The organism is Janthinobacterium sp. JF4 (assembly GCF_059617925.1).
In genome coordinates, this window is the sequence record NZ_JCAQAV010000021.1 from 33,449 (window position 1) to 55,164 (window position 21,716).

Sequence of the window (21,716 nt, forward strand, 5' to 3'; positions counted from 1 at the left end):
TAGCGGGCGTACTTACCCAGCGCGCCTTCCCCCTCCCAGACTCAGACCGCTATGCCACCAGACTTGCGCACGACCTACGAACTCGGTAACCACAACCAGACCACGACCTGGCTGGAATGCATCACCTTCTATCAAGATCTCGCCGCACGCTATCCGCAGGTGCTGCACTTCGAACAGATCGGCCTGTCCGACTCGGGCGTGCCCATCCACGCTGGCGTCGTCAGCGGGGACGGCGTGTTCGACCGCGAGCAAATCAAGCGCGCGGGCCGCACCGTGTTCTTCAACAATAACGGCATCCATCCGGGCGAACCGGAAGGCATCGACGCCTGCATGGCCATCGTGCGCGACCTCTGCACGCAGCCGGAGCGCCTGGCGGCGCTGGGCAGCACCGTGCTGCTGTTCATTCCGATCTACAACGTCGATGGCAGCCTGAACCGCTCCAACACGTCGCGCGTGAACCAGGATGGCCCGGAGCAATTCGGTTTCCGCGGCAATAGCCGCCACCTGGACTTGAACCGCGACTTCATCAAGTGCGACAGCCTGAACGCGCAAGTGTTCAACCGCCTGCTGGCCAGCTGGGACCCGGACGTGATGGTCGACACGCACACGTCGAACGGCGCCGACTACCCGTACACGATGACCCTGATCCACACGCAGACGGATAAGCTGGGCAACGGCCTGGGCCCCTTCCTGCAAGACACCATGCTGCCGCACATCTTTGCGCAGATGGAAAGCGCTGGCTGGCCTACCTGCCCGTACGTGAACCCCGTCAAGGACAGCCCCGACCACGGCATTGCCGAATTCCTCGAAGTGCCCCGTTTCTCGACCGGTTTCGCGGCCCTGCATCACGTCATCGGTTTCATGCCGGAAACGCATATGTTGAAACCGTTTGCCGACCGCTACGCTTCCATGCGCGCCCTGCTCGACATCACCATGGCGTTTACCATCGAACATGGCGAACAGATCAAGCAACTGCGCGCGCAGGCCAAGGCGGCCGGACGCACGCAAGCCGAGTGGCCGATCCACTGGGCCATGAACGAAGAGCAGCCGTCGACCTTCCCCTTCAAGGGCTATGCGGCGCAGTACACGCCTAGTATCCTGGGCGACTACCAGCGCCTGTCCTACGACCGCTCGCAGCCGTGGGAACGCGATATCGCCTACTACAACCGCTTCGATGCAGACGTCACCGTGGCCGCACCGAAAGCCTACATCGTGCCGCAAGCCTGGCGCGAAGTGATCGAGCGCCTGCGCTGGAACGGCGTCGAAATGCACCGTATCACCACCGAACAGACCTTAACGGCACGCTACTACCACATCACCAGTGTCGGCACGCGCGCCGCGGCCTACGAAGGCCACATGTTCCACGACACCGTGGAGCTGGAAGCGCGCACGGGCGAATTCACCATGCAGGCGGGCGATTATGTGATCAGCCTGGACCAGGACAACGCGCGTTATGCCGTGGAAACCCTGGAACCGCAGGCGCACGACAGCTTCTTCCGCTGGGGCTTCTTCAACAGCGTGCTGGAAAAGAAGGAAGCGTTTTCCGATTACGTGTTCGAAGACATGGCGTCCGAGCTGCTGCGCGATGAGCCGGCGCTGGCGGCCAAGTTTGCCGACTGGAAAGCGGCCAATCCGGCCCTGCTGAGCAATCAGGAAGCCGTACTGGACTTCATTTTTGCACACTGCCAGCGCTTTGCCGAGCCGGAATGGCGGCGCTATCCAGTGATCGCCCTGATGTAAATCAAGGCTGTAGCGACTGCAACATCCTGGCGCCGCATCGGAGATCCCGGTGCGGCGCCTCTTTCTGTGCCCTGCCCACAAGGTAATCCCATGCACTACGCACTGAACCTGCGCACCTTTATTTACAGCCATTATTTTTACCTGGGCTTGCGCGTGGCCATCGGGCTCGTCGGCCTGGCCTTGCTGGTCCAGGAAATCAGCGACAGCGCCACCGCCATGACGGTGTGTATCGGCGCCCTGTGCACGACCCTGATGGACATGCCCAGCCCGCTGCGCCACAAGTTCAATGAAATGCTGGCCTCGGTGCTGCTGTGCAGCGCCGTCACTTTATTGATCAGCCTGTGCGGACCCGTGCAGTGGCTGTTGATGACGGTGCTCGTCCTCGTGAGTTTTCTCGCCAGCATGATGGTCGTGTACGGCAAAAAATCCATGCCCTTGCAACTGGCCGCCCTGTTCATCATGACCATGTCGATGGAGCATCAGATGACGTGGCAGCAATCGTTCCACCACGCGGGCCTGTTCATGCTCGGTGGCCTCATCTATCTGGCCTACGCCATGGTCATCGCCTGGGTCTTGCGCCACCGCATCAAGCAGCAAGTGCTGGCCGAGGCCCTGTTCGAGCTGGCCGCCTACATCGATATCAAGGCCGATTTCTACGACACGCGTTTCAACCTGACGGAGCAGTTCAACAAGCTGGTGCGCCATCAAAGCATCCTGGCCGACCGCCAGCAGGCGTCGCGCGACTTGATCTTGCGCAGCCACAAGAACAGCAAGGATGCCATCGTCGTGCAGGTGCATGTGTGCATGCTGGATTTATACGAACTGATACTCTCGACGCACACGGATTACGCGCTGCTGCGCCAGCACCTGGCCGACTCCGACGTGTTGAAATCCTTGCACGACCTCGCTTACAAGGCGGCGCGCGATATTGAAGCCGTGGCCTACGCCGTCACGCGCAAGCGCGCCTCGTACGCGCAGATCAGCTATGACAAGGAGTGGGCCGATATCGAAGCGGAGATTGCCCGCCTGCAGGCGAAGGGAGACAACACGCAAGAAGCGCTGGCCACCCTGCGTGCGCAGCGCAACAAGATCCGCGCGATTCTGAAGATGATCAGCGAGCTGCACCTGGCCACGCAAACAGTCTACGCCGACGTGCCGTTCTGGAGCGGCGCGGACATGGCGCCGTTTTTGTCGCAGCAGAAATACGAACTGAAAACCCTGCTGTCTAATTTGCGCCTGGATTCGCCCGTGTTCCGCTTCGCGCTGCGCGTATCGATGGCCATTTCCGTGGGATTGCTGATTGGCCACTGGCTGCCGTACGCCGCGCACAGCTACTGGATCGTGCTCACCATCGTCATCATCCTGCGCCCCACCTTCAGCATGACGCGCCAGCGCCGCGCCGACCGCATCATCGGCACCATCATCGGCTGCGTGGTGACGGCCATCGTGATCCGCTTCGTGCACAGCAATATCGTGCTGATGGCCATCCTGTTCCTCTCCATCGTGGCCACGCCCACCTTCATCTATTTGCGCTACCGCTACACGGCCATTGCTGTCAGCCTGATGATCTTGCTGCAAATGCATCTGGTGGCACCCAGCAACCCGAACCTGGTCAGTGAGCGCCTGATCGATACCCTGATCGGCGCCGCGGTGGCCACCGTGTTCAGCTTCGTGCTGGCCAACTGGGAATACCAGAGCCTGCCGCGCCTCGTGCGCCAGGTACTGAATGTAAACTTGAGCTATATGCAGGCCAGCTTCGCGCTGCTGCAGGGGAAATGTTTCGATGACTTCGCCTACCGCATCGAGCGCAAGCGTTTGATGGACAGCCTGGCCGCGCTCAGCTCGGCACTCGTGCGCATGCTCGACGAACCGGCCAGCAAGCAGCGGGCCGTGGAAGACATCAACCTGTTCATCGTGCAAAATTACTTATTGGTGGCCCACGTGGCGGCGCTGCGCTCGATCCTCGGGCGCCACGCCAGCCAGCTGCCTGTCGCGCCCGTCAATGCCTTGCTCAGCCACAGCCATACGCAAGTGTGCCTGACCCTGTCGCGCGCGCTGGAACAGCTCGACAACAAGGCCACCATCAGCGCCCCGCTGGCCGCCCCTGCAGCGCCGCCCGTCAGCGACGTGGCCTGGTCGGGCTGGCCGCTGGTCAAAAGGCGCATCCGCCTGTTACAGGCAGATGCCGACAAGATCGTGGTGCATAGCGCGGCGATCGTGCATATCGTCTCGCCACGCGCCTGACAAAAAGTCCATGGCGTTGTTGCCGCGCCTCGTCGTACATTCGTACTGCCTTCGGCACGGCGCCTAGCCCTGAACATTTTGTCAGCCGCTTTATCCAGGCTAGCCTGCCTACGGCAGGCCGCCAATAACTACTTCAAATAACGCTCGAACCAGCCGATAGTGCGCTTCTGCAAGTCGCGCTGGTGCTCGGGCTTACGGAAGGAATGGCCTTCGCCGTCGTAGATGAACAGGCTGGACGGCACGCCCATGGCGCGCAAGCCGTGCCAGAATTCCAGCGACTGGGCGGCCGGCGTTTCCACATCGCGCTCGCCCACATAGATCAGGGTGGGCGTCTTGGCCGCCTTGATCGATTCGATGGGCGAGGCACGGCGGTAGACTTCGGGCTTGTCATACGCGGAGGCGCCAAAGAACGGGATCATCCACTGGTTGATGCCGTTCTGGCCGTAATAACTGATCCAGTTCGACACGCCCGCGCCCGCCACGGCCGCCTTGAAGCGGTCGCTGTGGGTGACGCCCCACATGGTCATGAAGCCGCCATACGAATGGCCGATCAGGCCCAGGCGCTGGCCGTCCACGGGCGCCACTTTTTCCACCGCATCGATGCCGGCCAGGATGTCGCGCCAGTCGCCGCCGCCAAAGTCCGCCATGTTGGCGCGCGTAAATGCCTGGCCCTGGCCAAAGCTGCCGCGCGGATTGGGCAGGAAGACGAAATAGCCCTTTTGCGTCAATTCCTCGATCACGGTGCCCGCTGCCACGTAACGGGGCGAGGCGGCCGCGCCTGGGCCGCCATGCACGTTGACGATCATCGGATAGCGCTTGCCTGCATCCGTCTTCAACGGCCCCAGCAGCCAGCCTTGCACCTTGTATTGCTCGTTGTTCCAGCCCACGTTCCGCACCGTCAGCTGCGGCGCAAAGCCGTCATTGTCGCGCGTGATCTTTTTCAGCTGGCCCACCGGTCCCGCCACCAGATAGCTGGCGTGCGTAAAATCTTCCTGCGTGGCGGCCGCTTGCCGGCCATCGGCGCTGAACGACAGACGGCCATCGCTGCCGCTGCTGCTCAGTTCTCCGAGCAGCACAGGTTGGCCGGGACCGCTTTGCGCATCGACGGGCACCAGCGCCAGCTGCGAATCGATCAGTGCGGTCGCCAGCAAGCCGGTGCCGCGCCAGACGGCGCCATTGAAGGTGCCGCGGTAGTCTTGTGTCAGATTGCGCGGCGTGCCGCCGGCCAGCGGTACGGTGTAAAGATCGCCGCCGATGGAGCCGAAGTCGCTCATCAGGCCGCCGATGAAGACCACTGTCTTGCCGTCCGGCGAGACGGAAGGCAGGTTCAACTGCATGGCCGGTGATGCGATCACGCGCAGGGCGCCCGTGGCCGCATCGACATGGCTGAGCTTGGCGACCCACCAGTTGCTGTCGCCATTGCCTTGCGCGCTGGTGGCGACAAAGCCGCGGCCATCGGGCGTCCAGCTGTATTCATACACATAGGTGTCGGTCGGCGACAGCAGACGCGCTTCGCCGCCACTGGCAGGCACAACGGCAATGCGCTGGGCATCGTCTTCGCTGCCCACTTCGCCTACCTGGCGCACACCCGCTTCCACGGCGCCGGCCAGCTTGCGCGCGCCCACCGTGGCCAGCACGGCCAGCTGCTTGCCATCCGGCGACCAGCGCGCCGTGCTGGCCACGCCTTTGATACTGGTCAACACCCGCGTTTGCGTCTGTGTCATCGTAGCCAGGTACAGATGCGCCATGCCTGCCTTGGCGTCGTAGCCAACAAAGGCCAGCTGCCTGCCGTCCGGCGACCAGGTGGGCTTGTCGTAGGAGCATACGGCACACGGATCGAATTGCTGCACGATGGCGCCGTTGGCGGCGTCGCGCACGACGATAACTGCATGCGGGCGCTGCGGCTGCTGGCCCACCTTGCTCGATTCGATGGCGGCGATGCGCTGGCCATTCGCCGACAGGGCGACGGCACGGAAATCACGCAATGCCGGCTCGGTTGCAGGAGCGGCCTGCGCCGTGATGCCAAGAAGACTGCTTGCCAGCAAGCCGCAGGCGGCCAGATCAGTTATTTTCATCATGTAAATTCCGGTTAAGAATAAAAAAAACCGCCGGCAAGCGCGGCGGTTTGAGATGGAACAGACTGCATCAGCGGGCCTGCTTGCCCAAGTGCGAATGCCGCATGCTGTACAAGAAATAAATGGCCACCGTCACCGCCATCCACACGCTGAACACGACAAACGTCGTATGCGGCAAATCGCGCATGATATACAGGCAAGCCATAATGCTGAGTCCTGGAATCACGTACGGCCCGAACGGCACGCTGAAGCCTTCGATGCGGTTGGCGCCCTGCTTGTGGCGCAGCACGGGCACGGCGATCGAGACCACCATGAAGGCCGTCAAGGTGCCGATGCTGACCATGTCCCACAGGTAAGTGGCATCGACGGAGCCAGCCACCACGGCCACCACCAGGCAGACGATGATGGTATTGCTGACCGGCACCAGAGTGCGCGGATGGATCTTCTGGAACGACTTCGGGATCAGGCCGTCGCGGCTGACGGCAAACAGGATGCGCGTCTGGCCGTAGATCGTCACCAGGGTCACGCTGAAGACGGAAATGACGGCGCCGGCCGACAGCACCAGTGCGGGCCAGGTCTTGCCCGTGACGTTTTGCAGGATCACCGCCAGGCCCGCTTCCTGGCCTTCGAACAATTTCGCCTGTTGCGCGCCGAGGGCCGCCACGGCCACCAGCAGGTAAAACACGGTGACGATGAGCAAGGCGCCAAGGATGCCGCGCGGCACATTGCGCGTGGGATTTTTCACTTCGTCGCCCGCCGTCGCCACCGTATCGAGGCCGATGAAGGAGAAGAAGACGGTACCGGCCGCCGCTGTGACGCCCGTCATGCCGGCAAAGCCCTTGCTGTTATCGCTATTAAAGAAAGGGAAGAAATTGTCGGCGTTAAATCCGGAAAACGCGATGACGATGAAAAACACGAGGATCGCCAGCTTGATGATGACCATGATGGCATTCATCAGGGCCGATTCCTTGGCGCCGCGCAGCAGCAGGAAGCCGCACATGCAGATCAAAAAGATCGGCGGCAAGTTGATGTGGCCGGCATGAAACTCCATGCCATGCGGGCCAGAAACGATCATCGGCGTGCGCAGCATCTCGGGGATGTGCCAGCCAAACGCGTTTTCCAGGAAATTGTTCAGGTAGGACGACCAGCCAATGGCCACGGCACTGCCCGCCAACCCGTATTCGAGCAGCAGGCAGGCGGCCATGATGAAGGCAAGAAACTCGCCCACGGTGGCATAGGCAAACGAATATGAGGAGCCGGAGGCGGGTATGCGGAACGACAATTCCGCATAGCACAAGGCTGTCAAACCGGCCGTGATGGCGGCGATCAGGAAAGACAGGACGACCGATGGGCCCGCCTTGGGGACGGCTTCGACCATGGTAAAGAAAATGCCCGTGCCGATGGTGGCGCCGACGCCGATCATGGTGAGGGAAAACAGGCCGATGGACCGGCTCAAGCCACTGCTGCTGAGGCCTTCACCATATTCGACCGTGGTATCGATCGGCTTGGTGCGGCAAATTTTCTGGACCAGGGTTTGGCTCACTAACATTCCTTTATGAGGCATGTACTTCAACACCTGCAAAAACCTACTGCGCGTCGCGATTCGCGGCCTGCGATGCTCACTGTGCATTCGCACAGCTGCGCTTCTTAGCCACGACTCGCATCCGCTCGCTACGGTTTTGTCAGGTGTTGTTCGGAACATGACGGGTAAAAACAAATAGCGCTCCGGCCCTACCTGGAAAAAACCGGAAAGATCGCGTCCATTTTCAAAACTAAGCGATTATAGGGCTTTCATCGGCTCAGCTAGACAGAAGTTTGATGCAAGGAAACAACGCCAGGCGTGCGCCGGCAAAGCCGCAGGAGTGCTGGCGAAGAAGAAATTGCTTCTTTGAAAGAAAAAGCGCGCCGCTGCAGGAGCAGGGGCGCGCTTTTCGCTCAGCTCAACTAGCTGGTTTACTTCTTCACGCTTGGCGCATCGGCCGGCGACCAGCCCGCTTCGTAGCCTTGCGGCACGTCGTCGCGCCGGTCTTTCGGCGCCAGACCCAGCACGTAGTACAGCACTGTCAGCAGGATCAGCCAGGCTGGTCCCACCATCAGGGCGATGCGCGTATCGGGGAAATACGCCATCAAACCGATCACCAGCGCCAGGAACGCCAGCGAAATCCAGGAACCATACGGTGCAAACGGCATGCGGAAGGCCAGGTTCTTGATTTCCAGCGGCGTCAAGGTCTTGCGGAACTGAATCTGCGTGACCAGGATCACGCCCCAGGTCCAGACGGCGCCGAAGGTGGAGATCGAGGTGACCCAGATGAACACTTTTTCCGGCACCAGGTAGTTCAGCAGCACGCCCAGCAGCAGGGCAAACACGGACACCAGGATGGCGCGGCGCGGCACGCCGCTGGCCGTGGTTTCCGCAAACGCCTTGGGCGCCTGGCCTTGCAGCGCCAGGTTGTACAGCATGCGGCCCGTGCTGAAGATGCCGCCATTGCACGACGACAAGGCTGCCGTCAGCACGACGAAGTTGATGATGCCGGCGGCCGTCTTGATGCCCAGGCGTTCGAACGTCATCACGAACGGGCTGCCGGTGGTGCCGATTTCATTCCATGGGTAGATCGACAGGATGACAAACAGCGCGCCGACATAGAAAATCAGGATGCGCCAGAACACGGAATTGATAGCGTCGGGAATCGATTTCTTCGGGTTCGCCGCTTCGCCAGCCGTCAGGCCGATCATTTCCACGCCAAGGTAGGCAAACATCACCATCTGCAGCGACATCAGCACGCCTTGCGCGCCATTCGGGAAGAAACCGCCATGCGTCCACAGATTCGAGATGCCGATGGCCACGCCGTCGTTGCCAAAACCGAAGATGATCATGCCGGCGCCGCCGATGATCATCAGGATGATGGTGACGACCTTGATCAGGGCGAACCAGAACTCGAACTCGCCGTAGGCTTTCACGGCCAGCAGATTGATCGCGCCCATGGAACCCAAGGCCGCCAGGGCCCAGATCCAGCGCGGCGTGTCGGGGAACCAGATGCCCATGTAGATGGCGACGGCGGTGATTTCCGCTACGCACGTGACCAGCCACAGGAACCAGTAGTTCCAGCCCGTCAGATAGCCTTGCAGGGGTCCCAGGTAATCCTGGGCGTAGCGGCTGAACGAGCCGGCCACGGGATTGTGCACGGCCATTTCGCCCAGCGCGCGCATGATCATGAAGATGACCGCGCCACCGATGATGTACGACAGCATGATGCCGGGACCGGCCATCTTGATCGCGTTGCCGGACCCCAAAAACAGGCCCACGCCAATCGCGGCGCCCAGCGCCATCAGGCGGATCTGCCGCTCGCCCAGGCCGCGGTGCAAGCCTTGTTCACTCGTTTTCATTACGTGTCTCCGTTTTTTTCTTGAATACACCAATCCCTCCACCCCAATGGCGGTTCCGCTCTTGCTGGAAAGGAGGAAAAGGCGAGCCGGCGGCAAGCGCCGGCATGCTCAGATGATCAGGCCAGTTCGGCGATCAGCTCGATCTCGACGCAAGCGCCCAGCGGGATTTGCGCCACGCCAAAGGCGGAGCGGGCATGCTTGCCGCTGTCGCCGAAGATTTCGACGAACAGTTCCGAGGCGCCATTGGTCACCAGGTGCTGTTCCGTGAATTCAGAGGTCGAGTTGACCAGGCTCATGACCTTGACGATACGCTTGACCTTGTTCAAGTCGCCGCCGCAGGCGTCTTGCAGGGTGGCAATCAGTTCGATGGCGATGCCGCGCGCCGCGATCTTGCCTTCTTCCGTCGTAACGTCCTTGCCCAGTTGGCCAACCCAGACCTTGCCATCCTTCTTGGCCAGGTGGCCGGACAGGAAGACGGTGTTGCCCGTGCGGGCATGCATTACGTAGGCGGCAGCTGGCGCGGCAACGACTGGCAGTTCGATGTTGAGGGCTTTGAGTTTTTCGTAAAACGACATGCTATTTCTCCAAGAAAACAATATAAGCGAAACCAAAATTCATGCACGGCAGGGCACGCAGGATGACGCCCTGGCAGCGCGGCAGTGACCGACAACAGTGCCAGATTAAACGTCATCATATTGGTGAACCGGCAGTTTTAGTTCACAAATAGGCCCGGTTATTCAGTGGATTATACCGACAATCAAACAAAATTCAGCATCGGTTCATGAAGCATGCTCTACAGGCATCGAGCGTGACTTTTTTCATTCAATTGTTATTTTTGCAATGTCAAGCCCTGCGGGTCAAGGTTTATCGCCTGCAAAAATGCCTGATCGTGCGAAACCACAAGTAACGCCCCCTGATATTGCAGCAGCATCTGCTCGAGCGCCTGCAGGCTGGCCAGGTCCAGATGATTGTCGGGTTCGTCGAGCAGCAGCAGTTGCGGCGGCGCCTGCGCATACAGTTCGGCTGCCAGCGCCACCTTCATGCGCTCGCCCCCGCTGAGCAAACGGCTAGGCATGGTCGCGCGCGCGCCGGCAATGCCCAGCAGCGCCAGCCGCGTGCGCAGCTCGCCTTCCGGCATCGTGCTATTGCGTTCCTGCAAGCGCTGCACGGCACTCCACTCGCCGTCTTGCAGTCCCGCATGCTGGTCCAGCCAGGCCACCTGCGCGTGGCAGCGCAGCGCGCCGCTGGCGGGCGCCAGTTGTCCGGCGATCACGCGCAGCAGGGTCGACTTGCCGCTGCCATTGTTTCCCGTCACGGCCAGGCGGCGCGGCCCGTTCAGTACCACGTTGATCGCTTGCGTCTGGCCATGCGGCAAGACCAGTTCGCGCAGTTCCAGCAGCAACTTGCCGTTCGGCACGGCGCTCTCGGGCACCAGCAGCAGACGTTCCATCTCGGGCGCGCAACGGGCGCTGGCGTCCATCACCCTTTGCTGGCGCGCCTGCTGCGCCTCTTGCGCGCGCAGGCGCAGCTTGCCCTGGCTATCCTGGCTTTTCTCTTTGCGCGCGTCGAGCAGCAGCTTGCTTTGGTTGCCTTCGCGCCCCTCACGCTCGCCACGTCCGACACGACGCTGCTGGCGCTCGGCATGTTGCTGCGCTTCGCGCTGTTCGCGCCTGGCGCCGGCTTTTTCCGCCTGCAGGGCCGCCGTAAAGCCGGCCTGCTCCAGCGCGCGCTGCTGCGCATACATCGGGTAATTGCCGCCATAGCTGCGCAAGCCCTGCGGCGACAGCTCGGCGATGGCATCCACGTGTTCCAGCAAGCTGCGGTCATGGCTGACGAGCAGCAAGCCGCCCGGCCAGCGTCCCATCTGCGCCACCAGGCGGGCGCGCTGCTGCGCATCGAGATGGTTGCTCGGTTCATCGAGCACCAGCCAGTCCGCCTGCGACAGCCAGGCGCCTTGCAGGGCGATGCGCTGGCGCTCGCCACCGCTCAGGCTAGCCGTTGGCGTATCGGCATCGACATGGCACAAACCGAGCGCATCGAGCGCCTGGCGCAGGCGGGCGGGCGCATCCCAGCGTTCGCCCACCTGGGCGTAATCGGCTTCATCGACGCTGCCTTCGGCGATGCGCGCCAGCGCCGCCAGCAAAGCTGCCATGCCGGCCAGCGCCGCCACGCTGGAATAGCGCTGCGGATCGAGTTCCTGTGCCACGTAATGCACGCTGCCATCGCGGCGCACGGTGCCGGAAGACGGCTGCGCCTGGCCCGCCAGCAGGCGCGCCAACACGCTCTTGCCGACGCCGTTATCGCCGACGAGGCCGATACGTTGCGGGGCAAAAGAAAATTGCAAATCGGAAAACAGGGTGCGGCCATCTGGCAGCACAAAGGAAAGACGGTCGAGTTGTAGTAATGCAGGCATGGATACTCCTTGAGCAAGGCTGGCGAACCCGCGCGGCGCAAGGCGCTGTGGCGGGATGGGCGAGGCCGTGCACAGCACGGCAGTATCAATGGCGCATGTCGAAGCGTCCTGGAGAAATGGGGAAGAAGCGCCAGTGTAGCAGAGCAGGCTTGTCAGCGCTGCCCCAGCGTCGTGTCGCCGAACAGGTTCTTGAATTCGCGCGGCTGCGAACGCCAGTACTGCGGCGGCGCCTGCACTTGCGCGCCCAGCTGGGCCGCCGCATGCCAGGGCCAGCGCGGATCGAACAGGATGGCGCGCGCCAGCGCCACCATGTCGGACTGGCCATTGGCGATGATGTCTTCGGCCTGCTGCGCATCCGTGATCAAGCCCACGCTGATGGTGGGCAAGCCGCTGTCGCGCTTGATGCGTTCGGCAAACGCCACCTGATAGCCGGGGCCCACGGGAATCTGCTGCTGCGGCGAAATGCCGCCGCTGGAGACGTGGATGAAGTCGGCGCCCAGCTGCTTGAGTTCCTGCGCGAAACGCACGCTTTGCTCGATTTCCCAGCCGCCTTCGACCCAGTCGGTGGCGGAAATGCGCACGCCCACGGCCACGCTGGCGGGCACGGCAGCGCGCACGGCTTCATAGACTTCCAGCGGAAAGCGCATGCGGTTGTCCAAGCTGCCGCCATACGCATCGGTGCGCTGATTCGACAGGGGCGAGAGGAACTGGTGCAGCAGATAGCCGTGCGCCGCATGCAATTCGATGCCCTCGATGCCGAGCGCATGCACGCGCTGGGCGGCCGCGACAAAGGCGCCCTTGATTTGCAGCAGCCCCATCTCGTCGAGGGCGATCGGCACGGTTTCGCCGGGCGCGTGGGCGATGGCCGATGGCGCCACCGTTTGCCAGCCCCCGTCGGCCAGGTGCACGCAGGCACCGCCCTGCCAGGGCGCGCGGCTCGACGCCTTGCGTCCCGCATGGCCCAGCTGCACCACCAGCGGAATCGGAGCGTGGCGGCGGATCGCCTGCACCACGTTGGCCAGCGCAGCTTGATTCGCGTCCGACCACAGGCCCAGGTCTTCGGCCGAGATGCGTCCCTCGGGCGAGACGGCCGTCGCTTCCGTCATCAACAAGCCCGCGCCGGACAGCGCCAGGTGACCCAGGTGGATCATGTGCCAGTCGGTGGCGTTGCCGTTGTCGGCCGAATACTGGCACATGGGCGCGATGGCGATGCGGTTGGCCACCTGCAGCGGCCCCAGTGCATACGGCGTGAATAGCTGGCTCATGACGGACTCCGGAAAAGGGGAAGCACCGATTCTACTGCGCTTTGCAAAGCGCGGCTTACACCTGCTTACGTTTGATACAGCGCAAGGGCTAGCCTTGGACAGGTGCGACCGCTAATCTGGACACATCAACAATACCCGCAGTACCACCTCAGGAGAACACATGAACACGACGACTACCGCCAGCCGCATCCACCCCTTGATGGCCGGCGCCGCCATTTCCGTGACCGTCCTGTGCCTGGTGGGCGCGGCGTCCATCGCCGGCATCCTGCCCAATTCGCGGGCGAATGTGCCGGCCACGCCCGCCATCCCTGCCGATGTGGCCGCCATGACGCCGGCCGGCACCAATGCCCTGGCTGCACCGGTGGCCGCGCCTGTCGTCGCGCAAGCCGCCCCGGCACCAGCCCCGGCGCCTGTCGTGCACAAGCGCGTCGTGCATCACACGCAAGTGGCGCAGCCGCGCCCAGCCTACAATGACGATGGCTACCGTGACACCGCCTACCGCGAACCCGCACGCCAGCCGCAGCCAGTACATGCACCGGCACAGCCGAACTACGTGGGCATCGGCACGGGCGCCGTCATCGGCGGCTTGATCGGCAACCAGGTCGGTGGCGGCCGCGGCAAGGCGCTGGCGACGGTGGCCGGCGTGATCGGCGGCGGCATGCTGGGCAATGCGGTGCAGAACCAGGTCCAGCAACCGCAGCGATAATCAATATCAGTCGTACGGTCCCAGATAGTCAAGCTTGCCCACGGCCACGCCATTGTTTCTCAAGATGGCGTGGACCATGGAGACGTGAAAATAGAAGTTTGGCAAGGCAAAGCTGAGCAGGTAATCGTCGCCCGAGAATTTTTTCCCTTCGTCAGTCCAGTTCAGCACCACTTCCTTCTGCGCGCTGCCCGCCATCTGGCCCGCATTCACGCTGTCGATGTAGGCGATGGTGCTGGCGATGCGCTCCTGCAGCTGCTCGAACGACGCTTCGTCATCCTCGAACTTCGGCGCCGGCACGCCGCTCAGGCGCTCGACCGACATCTTCGATGTATCGCTGGCGCGCTGCACCTGCGCCGTCAAGTCCAGCATGTCGGGCGCCAGCTGCGCGCCCAGTAAAATCTCGGGCACGATGCCATCTTCCTCCACATGCGCTTGCGCTTTTTCCAGCAGGGCCGAGACGACCCGCAAGCCGCGGATGAAGACGGGAATGGTTGCCTGATACATGGACACGGACATGGGAAACTCCTGATAGTGAACGATGAGCCAGTGTACCCGAGGCGCCGCCTGCGGGTGCGCACCAGATGCCAGGCGAAAAAAAGCGCCAGGCGGGTTTCCCCGGCTGGCGCCTGACACTGTGCGTGGCTGGAAAATCAGGACACGCGCACCACCATCAACCCCGCGCGCAAGCCCACGCGCACGTCCGGGTTCGGAAACACCACCAGCTCTTCCGCGTGCCGCACCGTATAGACATGGTCGCCATCACTGGCGATCACGGCATGCTGCGGCAGGGAGGTGAAATTCTGCGTGCTGCGGTCGAACGCCATGCGGAATTCATCGCTGTGCTTGATGATTTCCTGCGCCACCTTGAACACGTGCGGCGCGGCCTTGACGGCTAGTGCAGGCAAGCCGCGCAGCAGGCCGTCCAGCGCCCGCGACACGTCGTCGAACAGCGACAAATCGTTCTGTCCCAGGGTGCCCACGCGGCCCAGTTCCACCGTGCTGGCAGCCGCGCCGAAATGCTCGGCCGAATAGTAACTATACGTGCCGGCCGATTGCGGGTTCATGATGATGGCGCCGATGGCCGCCTGGCCCAGCCAGGCTATCAGCTGCGCCTTGGCATCGTCAGCAACCAGGTCCGGCACGATGGCAAACGTGGGATACACGGAAGGCCGGATGGCCGTGTGCAAATCCAGGTGCCAGCGCACGGGGCCCGCCACTTCAAAGAACGCTGACGTGGCAGCGATCATTTCATCGGCGCGCGCGCTTTCCGCCGCTTGCGCCAGGCTCCCCCGCACGGGACGGAACATGCGATTCAGGTCGGCGTCGATGAAACGCTTGCCAGCCCGGATCGCATCGACATTGCCCACGCAGACGAGCAGGTCGACGGCCAGCGCCGACGCGTCGCGCGACAGCGCGTCGAGCAGATGCGCCAGCACTTCGATCGGCCCCGTCTCGTCGCCATGCACGCCCACCGAGACGGCCACGCTGGCGCGCCCTTCTCCCGGCTTGACAACTTGCAGCATGCCGGGCGCCGGCAAGGCCACCGTGAAACCGGCGTTGGCGAACAACTGCGCCACGCCGCTGAAATCGGCCTGCGCCAGCGCCTGCACGGCTGGCGGCAAGCCGCCAACGCCGTGTCCAACTTGTCGTACTTCTTGCGTCATTACACCGCCGCTTCCGCTGTGGATTTCACCGTGATTTTATTCACGGCTTCCGACAAGGTCCACACGTCCAGCATGGCTTGCTCCAGTTCCGTCGCCGCCACATACGCCGACAGGCCCAGCGCGCCCGTCACCGCATCGACGGCCTGGCCCGCATTGCCTTGCTCGGCACGCGCCAGCACCTGCGTCAGCAAGCGCTGTTGCGTGCGGCGCAGCGCCTGCTGCGCGTAGTTGCGCAACTGCTCCTGCGACTTGCCTTGCGCGGCCAGCTTCAGGCCACGCTCCAGCGTGTCGATGCCCGCCTGGCTGCGCAGGGCCAGGCCCACTTGCAGGAAGGCGGCCAGGTCCATCGCCGCAGGACGCGGCACGGACAAGGCCGGGAACAGGAAGCCGGCAACGACTTCCAGCGCGTCGACCGCATCCCACGCCTGCACGAAGGCCGGCGTCAGGCCGGGCACCAGCGCCGCTTCCGACTTGATGCCGACCGCTTGCAGCAGCTCGCGCTTCGATTCCGCGCCAAACAAACGCGTCAGTTCGGCCAGGCCGGCGCCGCGCAACTGCTCGGCCGGCACCGACAAGACGCCGGCAATCATCGTTTGCTGCAGCACGCGCGTTTGCGCGTCGACCTTGATCGACACGTCACGCGGCACCGTCAGCGCATCGGCATCGAGCGCGTCGAACACGGGCGCCAGGTTCAAGGCCACCCAGGCCTGGCCCCAGGCCAGGATCACGCTGGACTCGTCCACGCCATGTTCCACCGCCAGGTTGCGGATCATCAGCGGGCCGCAGCGGTTGATCACTTCATTGGCCAGCACGGTCGCCAGGATGGCGTTGGCCAGCGGGTGGTCGAGCGCCGAACGGGTTTCCACCAGCAGCGACGGGAAGTACGGTTTCAACACCGGTTCGGCCCACGTTTCATCCGTCAACGGCAGCGCGGACAGGATGCGCTTGAAGCGGTTCTTGACGTTGGCGATCACCACCGCCAGTTCCGGCGTGGTCAAGCCACGACCGTCGCTCTTGCGGCGCGCCAGTTCGGCCACCGACGGCAGCTGCTCCAGTTCGCGCGACAGGGCGCCCTCTTCTTCCAGGCTGGCGATCAGCGCGGCATAGCCATCCTGCACGGCGCTTTCGCTTTGCGCCTGCAACTCGCGCACCAGCAAATGCGTCTGCTGCGTGTTGTCGCGCAAGACCAGGCGCTCGACGTCGTTCGTCATCGCATACAGCTCGCGGTTGCGCTCCGCTTCCGTCAGTTTGCCCGCATTGACTTCCACATCCAGCCAGATTTTCACGTTCACTTCATGGTCCGAGCAATCCACGCCGGCCGAGTTGTCGATCGCATCGGTGAAGATACGTCCGCCCGCCAGCGCGAACTCGATGCGGCCTGCCTGCGTCGCACCCAAATTCCCCCCTTCGGCCACGACCTTCACGCGCAGCTCATTGCCGCTGACGCGGATATGGTCATTCGCGCGGTCCTTCACCTGGGCATGGGTCTCGCTGGAAGCCTTGATATAGGTGCCGATACCGCCGTTGTAGAACAGGTCCACGGGCGACTTCAGGATGCGGTGCATCAGTTCTTCCGGTGCCAGCGAGGTTTCTGCGATATCGAGCGCGGCGCGGATTTGCGGCGACAGCTCGATCATGCGGCTTGAACGCGGATACACGCCGCCGCCAGCCGAGATCAGCTCCTTGTTGTAGTCGTCCCACGAGGAGCGCGGCAAGGCGAACAGGCGCGCGCGTTCGTCGAACGACACGGCGACGTCCGGTGTCGGGTCGAGGAAGATGTGGCGGTGGTCGAAGGCGGCCACCAGTTTCAGCTGCCGCGACAGCAGTACGCCGTTGCCAAACACGTCGCCCGACATGTCGCCCACGCCGACCATGGTGATCGGCGTGGTATTGAGGTCGTGGTCCATTTCATAGAAGTGGCGCTTCACGGCTTCGAAGGCGCCCTTGGCGGTGATGCCCAGTTTCTTGTGGTCGTAGCCGTTCGAGCCGCCCGAGGCAAACGCGTCGCCCAGCCAGAAGCCGCGCTGCACGGCGATGCCGTTGGCGATGTCCGAGAACGTGGCCGTGCCCTTGTCGGCAGCCACCACCAGATACGGATCGGCGTCGTCAAAGCACACGGTATCGACCGGCGGGACGATATTGCCCAGCGAGCGGTTGTCCGTCACTTCCAGCAGGCTGGAAATGAACAGGCGGTACACGGCTTCGCCTTCGGCCGCGATGGTTTCACGCACGGCGTCCTTCGGCATCATCTTGCAGACGAAACCGCCCTTCGCGCCGGCCGGCACGATGACGGCATTTTTGACCATCTGCGCCTTGACGAGGCCCAGCACTTCGGTGCGGTAGTCTTCCATGCGGTCGGACCAGCGCAAGCCGCCACGGGCGACAGGGCCGCCGCGCAGGTGCACGCCTTCAAAGCGGCGCGAGAAGACGAAAATCTCGCGGTAAGGACGCGGTTCCGGCACCAGCGCCAGGCTGCTGGTGTCGAATTTGAAGATGATCTTGTCGCCTTGTTGATTGTTCTGGAAGTAGCTGGTGCGCAGGGTGGCGGCCATCAGGTCGGCCAGCGCACCGAGGATTTCCTCGGTGTCCGCATGGTTCACGGACGGCAGGCCGGCCTTGATGGCGGCGATTGCCTCCAGGGCGGCCGCATGCTGCGCGTCGGACTGCGAAGGATCGAAGCGCTGCAGGAAAGCATCAACCAGGGCTTTGACCTGGGCCGGCTGCTTGCGCAGGCTTTCGGCAATGTAGCGCACCGAGAAGCGGCTACCCGCCTGGCGCCAGTAGCTGGTATAGGCGCGCACCAATTGCACTTCGCGCGTCGACAAACCGCCTTCGATGACCAGGCCGTTCAGGCGGCCATCTTCGGCCGTATCGTTGAACAGGGCGGCAAACAATTCCTGCGCCACGGCGACGACGGATGGCTGCGCCAGTTTTGCCGCGCTGGCGGCATCGACCGTCAGGCTGGTGATGAAATAGCGCGTGCCGTCGGACAGCGAAACCGAATACGCCTGTTCGCGGTCGATGGCCACGCCCGCATTGTGCAGGGCCGGCAGGATGGTCGACAGCGGCGGCACCTTGTTGGCCGAGTACAGGCGGATGGTGGTCACAACACCCGTCTCGATGCGCACGGCCACCTGCGATGGATCGGTGTTGCGCAGGATGGTGTCGAGGTCGCGGAAGGCGACGGCCGGCGCGGTGGCGGCCACGTAATCGAGCGGTAAAGTAGCGCAGAGTTTGCGCAGGCTGGTGCGCAGGGCCACGTCGGGCACGGCGTCGGCCACGGCGGCAAAGCCGTTATGCCAGCCATCGAGCACGCCCAGCAGCGGCTGTTCGATATCCGTTTCCAGGTCCAGCGGATAGCGCGCGGCGTGCGCGATCAGGTAGACGCGTGCCAGCGGGCCGTCGGCCACCAGGGTCTGCGTGCTCACATGCGTGGCGCCGGAACTGGCTTGCAGGGCCTTTGCCAGGCTCGATGCCACGCTGGCGCTATAGCGCTCGCGTGGCAGGTAGACCAGCACGTTCAGGTGGCGCGCGTACACGTCGCGGCGCGCGAAGACCTTGGTGCGCGGCTGCTTGTACAGCGAGACGACGGCGCCGCACACTTGCGCCAGCCAATCGAGGTCCGCTTCCAGCGCTTCGGTGCGCGGCAGGGATTCGAGGATTTCGCGGAATTTCTCGGCACGGAAGCCTTGCTGGCGCACGCCGGCCAGGCTCAGTACCTTGGCCACGCGGCCGCGCGCAAACGGCAGCGCCGCCAGCGGGGTGGAGTTGCCGGCGCGGGTGAACAGGCCGACGAAGCAATGCTCGCCCAGGATCGCGCCTTGCGCATCCATGTCGCGCACGCCGATGAAGTCGAGCTGCTGGTCGCGGTGCAAAGTGCCTGCCACGTCGGCCTTGACGATGGACAGCGCCGAGTCGCGCTTGGCCAGCGTGTCGAAATCGCCCGGGATATTCGCCAGGCAGGTGCCGTAGACCAGGTGCGCCGTATCCTGCAGCACGCCGACGCGGCTGGGGATGTCGCGTTCGAGTTCACGCACGCCCGGCTTGACGCGGTAGTAGGCGTAGCCGAACATTTCAAAGCCGCCGCTGCGGGCCCACTCCAGGAAGGCGGCCACTTCCGCGCCTTCTTCGCCATGCTGCGATGCGGCCGTGGCGACGCTGGCCAGGCGCTCGCTCATGGCAGCGGCATCGCGGCGCACGACAGAGGCGTCACGCGCGACCATGTCGATGGCGGCGACCAGCGCGGCCAGGGCTTCCGGCGCCAGCTCTTCGTCGAGCAGCACCAGCACATACGATTCAAGCGGGTCGCCCGGCTGGCGCACCGCTTCGACGCTGCCGTCAGCGGCGCGGCGCACGGGCAGCACGGTGTTCATCACGCCGCGCACGGCCAGGTGCTGGCGGCGCATGGCCATGACGATGGAGTCGACCAGGTAAGGCATGTCTTCGTTCAGGATCAGCAAGGCGCTCGCCATGCCGCCACGGCCATCCGCATAACGCAGGGTGGCGATCTGGCAGCCGCTGCCTGTGCGCTTGGCCGCTTGCGTGAAGCCGTCGACCAGCACGGGCGCCAGGCTGTCGGGCGCGATATCGGCCAGGTCTTCGGCGTCGAGCGAGTCGAGCCATGCCTGCACCAGCTGCACGACAGGCGCTGCCGCCTTGCCCGCATTGCCAGCCGCGTTAATCAGCTCCAGCGTTTGTGTACGCAAATCTTGTGGCGTGTGATTCATCTTGCATCTCCATTACGGTAATGTGAATGTCCAACGCTGTCGTTCGGGCTTGTGGCTGGGCGGCAGCGGTGTCAAGAGACGGGGGTCGCCCGTCCAATTCTGTCTGTGCTACGGATAGTCTGTCTCGGATTTTTTTCTGTGTATTTTCTATCGCCTACAAGTCGTACAATCCTGGTAAGTTGAGGATGATCGTCAATTCTTCAAGCGCCGCATGCACTTCCAGCGCCAGCTGCGGGTCGGCCAGGTCGCCCGGCTCCAGATGGTCGCGGTAGTGCTTCTCCACCCACTGCACCAGCCGATGGTACAGCGTTTCCGTCATGATCACGCCCTGGTGCATGGCGCGCGCTTCGGTTTGCGTCAGGGCCACGCGCAAACGCAGGCAGGCGGGCCCGCCGCCGTTGCGCATGCTCTGGCGCAGGTCGAAATGAATCAGTTCATCGATGGATCCACCGCTGGCCACCAGGCCTTCCAGGTAGCGCGACACGGCGCGGTTTTCCTGGCATTCCTGCGGTATCACCAGCGCCATCTTGCCGCCGTCTTTCGTCAGCAACTGGCTGTTGAACAGATAGCTGCTGACGGCGTCCGCGATAGGCACCTGGCCCGTGTCCACGCGCAGCGCGTCCAGTTGCGCGCCCGTGGCGGCGACGGCGCGGCGCAGCTGCGACAGGCTTTCCTCTTCATCGGCAAACGCCTGCTCGTGATAGAACAGCACATTGCCATTGCCAACAGCGATGACGTCGTTATGGAACACACCCTGGTCGATCACCTCCGGGTTCTGCTGCACGTACACGGTGCGTTTCGCATCGAGGCCATGCAGGCGCGCCACGGCTTGCGACGCTTCCAGGGTCTGGCGCGCGGGATAGCGCTTCGGCGACGGCGCCGATGGATCGAACTCCACCCGACCATACACGAACATCTCGACCGATGGCGCGCCGTGGTGCGCGCCCAGACGCGTATGGTTGGCCGCGCCCTCGTCGCCAAAGGCGGGCGTCGACGGCAGCGCCTCATGCACGGCGAAGTGCTGGTCGTCGCTGAAAATGGCACGCAGGCTGCGCGCCGACTGCGCGTGCTCGAAGGCGCGGTGCAGCTTGTTATTCAGGTTGGCGGCCGTGAAATGCACACGGCCGTCCTGCGTGTCGGCCGACGGACTGACCGTGGCGGCATTCGCCGTCCACATGGGCGAGGCGGAATACGCGCAGGCCAGGATGACGGGCGACTCCTTGTAGGCGCGCGCCAGCACTTCGGCGTCCGTGCCCGTGAATCCGATGGAGCGCAGCAGGCGGAAATTGGGCCGGTCCTGCGGTGGCAGCAAAGCTTGCGCAAAGCCGCGCGCGGCCAGCGCGCGCATCTTGGCCAGGCCCTGCAAGGCGGCCTGCTTCGGATTCGAAGCGCTTTTCACATTGCTGAACGAGGCCACGTTGCCGAACGACAGTCCGGCATAGTTATGCGATGGCCCGACCAGGCCGTCAAAATTGTATTCGCGCGTGCTGTGCATGAG

At 63.4% G+C, this 21,716-nt stretch carries 13 protein-coding genes; 3 read left to right on the forward strand and 10 right to left on the reverse strand.

Annotated features, from left to right (window positions below; all coding sequences use genetic code 11):
• Positions 1–51: 51 nt before the first annotated feature.
• Positions 52–1,740, forward strand: coding sequence for a M14 family zinc carboxypeptidase (locus AC54AF_RS16500; RefSeq protein WP_496637415.1), 1,689 nt, complete (start codon positions 52–54; stop codon positions 1,738–1,740).
• 90 nt (positions 1,741–1,830) lie between these two features.
• On the forward strand, positions 1,831–3,984 hold the full coding sequence (locus AC54AF_RS16505) for an FUSC family protein (protein ID WP_496637416.1): 2,154 nt from the start codon (positions 1,831–1,833) through the stop codon (positions 3,982–3,984).
• 128 nt (positions 3,985–4,112) lie between these two features.
• On the opposite strand, the gene AC54AF_RS16510 is transcribed toward AC54AF_RS16505, so the two are convergent.
• The 6 genes from AC54AF_RS16510 to AC54AF_RS16535 form a co-directional block, all read right to left on the reverse strand.
• Entirely contained in the window at positions 4,113–6,062 is a 1,950-nt protein-coding gene (locus AC54AF_RS16510; protein WP_496637417.1) for a S9 family peptidase, read from the reverse strand.
• A 67-nt stretch (positions 6,063–6,129) separates the two neighbouring features.
• Entirely contained in the window at positions 6,130–7,602 is a 1,473-nt protein-coding gene (locus AC54AF_RS16515) for an amino acid permease (protein WP_131688453.1), read from the reverse strand.
• Between the two features lie 410 nt (positions 7,603–8,012).
• Positions 8,013–9,443 (reverse strand): amino acid permease, encoded by a 1,431-nt coding sequence (locus AC54AF_RS16520; RefSeq protein WP_496637418.1) that lies wholly within the window; start codon positions 9,441–9,443, stop codon positions 8,013–8,015.
• 116 nt (positions 9,444–9,559) lie between these two features.
• On the reverse strand, positions 9,560–10,018 hold the full coding sequence (locus AC54AF_RS16525; RefSeq protein ID WP_496637419.1) for a RidA family protein: 459 nt from the start codon (positions 10,016–10,018) through the stop codon (positions 9,560–9,562).
• Positions 10,019–10,272: 254 nt separating this feature from the next.
• On the reverse strand, positions 10,273–11,856 hold the full coding sequence (locus tag AC54AF_RS16530) for an ATP-binding cassette domain-containing protein (protein ID WP_496637420.1): 1,584 nt from the start codon (positions 11,854–11,856) through the stop codon (positions 10,273–10,275).
• A 152-nt stretch (positions 11,857–12,008) separates the two neighbouring features.
• Complete coding sequence (locus tag AC54AF_RS16535; RefSeq protein WP_496637421.1) at positions 12,009–13,121, reverse strand: NADH:flavin oxidoreductase/NADH oxidase; 1,113 nt, start codon at positions 13,119–13,121, stop codon at positions 12,009–12,011.
• Positions 13,122–13,281: 160 nt separating this feature from the next.
• Between AC54AF_RS16535 and AC54AF_RS16540 the strand changes: the two genes are divergently transcribed.
• Positions 13,282–13,827 (forward strand): glycine zipper 2TM domain-containing protein, encoded by a 546-nt coding sequence (locus tag AC54AF_RS16540; RefSeq protein WP_496637422.1) that lies wholly within the window; start codon positions 13,282–13,284, stop codon positions 13,825–13,827.
• 6 nt (positions 13,828–13,833) lie between these two features.
• Here AC54AF_RS16540 and AC54AF_RS16545 read toward each other — a convergent pair whose 3' ends face one another.
• The 4 genes from AC54AF_RS16545 to astB form a co-directional block, all read right to left on the reverse strand.
• Complete coding sequence (locus tag AC54AF_RS16545; protein WP_131688459.1) at positions 13,834–14,343, reverse strand: DUF1993 family protein; 510 nt, start codon at positions 14,341–14,343, stop codon at positions 13,834–13,836.
• Positions 14,344–14,477: 134 nt separating this feature from the next.
• Positions 14,478–15,491, reverse strand: coding sequence for a succinylglutamate desuccinylase (locus tag AC54AF_RS16550; protein ID WP_496637423.1), 1,014 nt, complete (start codon positions 15,489–15,491; stop codon positions 14,478–14,480).
• Positions 15,491–20,218, reverse strand: coding sequence for an NAD-glutamate dehydrogenase domain-containing protein (locus AC54AF_RS16555; RefSeq protein WP_496637424.1), 4,728 nt, complete (start codon positions 20,216–20,218; stop codon positions 15,491–15,493). Before AC54AF_RS16555 ends, AC54AF_RS16550 begins: the two co-directional genes overlap by 1 nt.
• 154 nt (positions 20,219–20,372) lie before the next feature.
• On the reverse strand, positions 20,373–21,713 hold the full coding sequence (gene astB / locus AC54AF_RS16560; RefSeq protein ID WP_496637425.1) for an N-succinylarginine dihydrolase: 1,341 nt from the start codon (positions 21,711–21,713) through the stop codon (positions 20,373–20,375).
• Positions 21,714–21,716: the final 3 nt, after the last annotated feature.